The sequence below is a fragment of the Brevibacterium picturae genome (genome assembly GCF_030453725.1).
Lineage (GTDB): Bacteria > Actinomycetota > Actinomycetes > Actinomycetales > Brevibacteriaceae > Brevibacterium > Brevibacterium sandarakinum_A.
The window spans coordinates 1-3,470 of the sequence record NZ_JAKDJU010000242.1; the positions used below are offsets into that span (position 1 = coordinate 1).

General features: G+C 64.8%; 2 protein-coding genes. Both read right to left on the reverse strand.

Annotated features, from left to right (window positions below):
- A partial coding sequence (locus L0G76_RS14875) for an ABC1 kinase family protein (protein ID WP_304357933.1) occupies window positions 1–2,012 on the reverse strand: 2,012 nt, incomplete at its 3' end.
- Window positions 2,013–2,140: 128 nt separating this feature from the next.
- The gene (locus tag L0G76_RS14880; protein WP_304357934.1) at window positions 2,141–3,433 is read right to left on the reverse strand and encodes an MFS transporter; all 1,293 of its coding nucleotides are present in this window, start codon (window positions 3,431–3,433) and stop codon (window positions 2,141–2,143) included.
- Window positions 3,434–3,470: the final 37 nt, after the last annotated feature.

A 3,470-nucleotide genomic window follows, 5' to 3' on the forward strand; every position in this document is an offset into this window, starting at 1 on the left:
CCGTCGACGCCGCGTTTGAACACGAGCATGAGAGAGCGCATGCTCAGCACGAAGCCGCCGAAGAGCAGGACGAATCCGAAGAACGCGTAGAGGTAGATGCCCTCGGTCAGCAGCGGACCCTCTTCGCTGGTGATGAGCATGATCGAGCCCAGGACGGCAGCACCGGCCAGGACGGCGACGATGAGTTGCTGGAACAGGCTCGTGAGAAACCGCCGATCGGACGTGTTCTCGAGCACGCGCATGTTCATCGAGAAGCGGCCCTGCTCGAGGTCCTCGGTGATCTTGTTGAGCCGCCGAGGCAGGCGGTCGATCATCGGCAGGATCTGCATCGCACGTCTCTGGAACTCGTCGGTGATCTTCGTGGACTTCAGTTTGCTGCGCATGAGGCGGTTGCCCTCATGTCGGGCGACGGCGACCACGTCGAAGCTCGGATCGATGACGAGGAGTGCTCCCTCGACCGAGGCCAAGGCACGGAAGGCTGCACTGATCGGGGCCGGTACGGAGAATCGGTGAGCCAGAACGAGGTTGAACAGGTCGTCGAAGAGCTTCTGCCCGTTGGCCGACCGCGACCCGCCGCCGTAGCGGGTGAGCAGTTCACCGACCGCACGTTCGACGGCTCGGTCATCGAGAGTCTCGGGGCGCCCGAGGAGTTCGATGAGTGAATCAGTGGCTCCGGCACTGTCGTTCTGGTCGATCGAGTAGAGCATGAGGCCCAGGGCCCTCTGCGTGCCCGGATCGAGTCTGCCGACCGCACCGAAGTCCAACAGACCCAGGCCACCGTCGGGCATGATGAAGATGTTGCCCGAATGCAGGTCGGCGTGGAAGACGCCGTCGGTGATGATCTGTTCGAGCGTTGCCCCGAGCAGGATGGTGGCCAATGCCTTCCGCTCCTCCGCGGAGAGTTCGGCCAGTGTCTTTCCTGCCGAGGACACCGGATGCCCGGCCAGCTTGTCCATAATGAGGAGCCGCTCGCTGGAGAGCTCCGGGTAGCCGTGGGGCACGGTGACGGAGAACTTTCCCGACCGCGACAGAGTCTGTTCGATGGTGCGCATATTGTCGAGTTCGATCCGATAGTCGAGCTCCTCCTCGAGGGAATTGGCGAATCCCTTGGCGAGGTTCTCAATTCCCAGATTCTGTCCCCACACGGTCGTCTTGTTCAGCCAGCTGGCCAGACGCAGAATGATATCGAGGTCCTGATTGACCTGGTTGAGGGCCTTCGGCCGCTGGACCTTGACGATGACATCGGTGCCGTCGAGCAGAGTTGCCTCGTGGACCTGGGCCACGGACGCCGCGGCCAGAGGAGTTGCGTCGATGCGGGAGAAGACGTTGCCCAGGGGCCGGCCCAGACGCTCTTCGATCGCCGGTTCGATGACAGACCAGGGTTCGGGGGAGACCTGTGTCTGCAGCGTCTCCAGTTCGTGGATGTAGGTAGGAGGCAGCACATCGCGGCGGGTGGAGAGCATCTGGCCGAGCTTGACGAAGGTGACACCGGCTTCGGCCAGCGAGTCCTTGAGTGCGCGAGCCGTCTTCGCCTCACGTCCGGGGGCCGTGCCCCGACCGAAGCCGCGGATCTGTGAGCCCAGACCGTGGCGAACGGCGATCGAAACGACCTCGGCGTAGCGTCGGCCGCGTCGCCGGCGTGCCTTCCAGCCGAAGAAGAGTGCCTGCGGTCCGGGCAGCGATCCGGTCGGGAACGCCGCTTCGATGACGACGAGGGCTCCGACGCCCAGAGCGAAGATCCACCCGGTCGCCAACAGCAGCAGCAGAAGCGCGACACCTGGTGCCACATCGAGACCACCGGCGTTCTGTCCTGTCCCGGCGCGGTAGAGGTACTGCACCGTCAGCGCCATCACGGCGCTCATCACCAGACCCACACCGATGGTCCGCGGCCAGCCCGTCGGGACTCCGACGACGCGTCGCACCACCGTGGCCGCCAGCCACGACTGCAGGAGGAGGAACAGCAGGGCGGCGATGCTCAGCAGCACCAAGGCTCCGAAATCGAGGGCGGCCATGAGCACCTTTCCTTCCACAGCGGGGAGTCCGAACGTCAAGGACCGGTCATGTCCAGCCTAATCGGTTCGCTGCGGTTCGAGCGGCTGCTCAGGTGGTGTGTGCCTACTGTGGTCGCCGCGGCAGGGGCTCAGCGCCGCCGTCTGCTGGGCAGTCCGATCTGCTTGGACCAGATGATGATCCACACGGCGCCGAGGATGGCGAACAGCCCTGGGAACATGACTCCGAGGCGAAGCGAGGCGATGGTGATGACCAGCGAGACGACGGTCGGGCCTGCCAACTTGCCGCCGTTGGAGAAGATCGCCCAGATCCCGAGGAAGCGGGCGCGTCCGACGGCCGGAGACAGGTCGGCGCCGATCGTCATGTTGATTCCCGCGCCCAGTCCGTTGCCCACGGCCATGATCGCCGCGGCCACGATCATGCCTGTCAGATCCGGACGCAGCACCATGATCACGAAGCCGGCTCCGAAGATCGTCAGGCATGCCACCATTGTCGTGGTCCGGCCGATGTGATCCTTGATGTAGGCGCCGAGGAACATGAAGATGAGTTCGAGGCCCGAACCGAAGGCGATGAGCAGGGAGATTGAGGACTCGTCCAGTCCGATCTCGACGCCCCACAGTTGGATCACCACAGGTTGGGCCGACCTGGCCACGGTCAGAGTGATCATCGAGACCCCGACGAGGATCACGGCCTTCCACCTCACCTCGAGTCGAGGGCGGGGCGACTTGCCCGATTTCGGTGCAAGCGCCTCGGCGGGGGAGGGATTCGTCGTGTCTGCAACGTCCGCAGCGTCTGCGGCATCTGCAGCATTCGTGCTGGACGAACCTGCGCGGGGATTTCCGCGGTCGGAGTATCCGGGGATCTGGGTGATGGGCAGGGCCATGATGACGATGGCCGCAACAGAGACGACGGCGGAGAAGACGAAGACCGACCAGAGCGGGAAGACGAGCATGAGTCCGGCGCCGACGATCGGTCCGATGAGATTGCCCACCCGCTGAGTGCCGCCCAGCGCGGTCATCGCCTTCGAGAGGTCCTGGGGCGGCATCACCTCGGCAACGACGGCCTGCCGGGCCAGATTCCACACATCGGAGACCGGTGCGAAGAGCATGAGCGCCACCGTGTAGAGGATGAGAGAAGCAGGCGTCTCCCACACAAAGGCGGCGACGATCCCGCCGAGGACGATGACCGCGGCGATCGTGGCCACAAGCATGGCACGGAAATCGCCGAGGCGGTCGACGAGAATCCCCGCCGGCACCGTCGCGACAAGGGACACTGCTCCCATGATGCCGACGACGGCGGCGGCGAAGGAGGAGCTCGACCCCAGGTTGAGGGCACCGAGGACCATGACCGGGAGGACCGCGCCCAGGCCGACGGCGAAGAGGAGTGACGGTGCGAGGACCGGCCACACGATGGGTTTGAGCACCTGGCCAGTCTAGTTGCCTGCATTGCTGCACAGATCG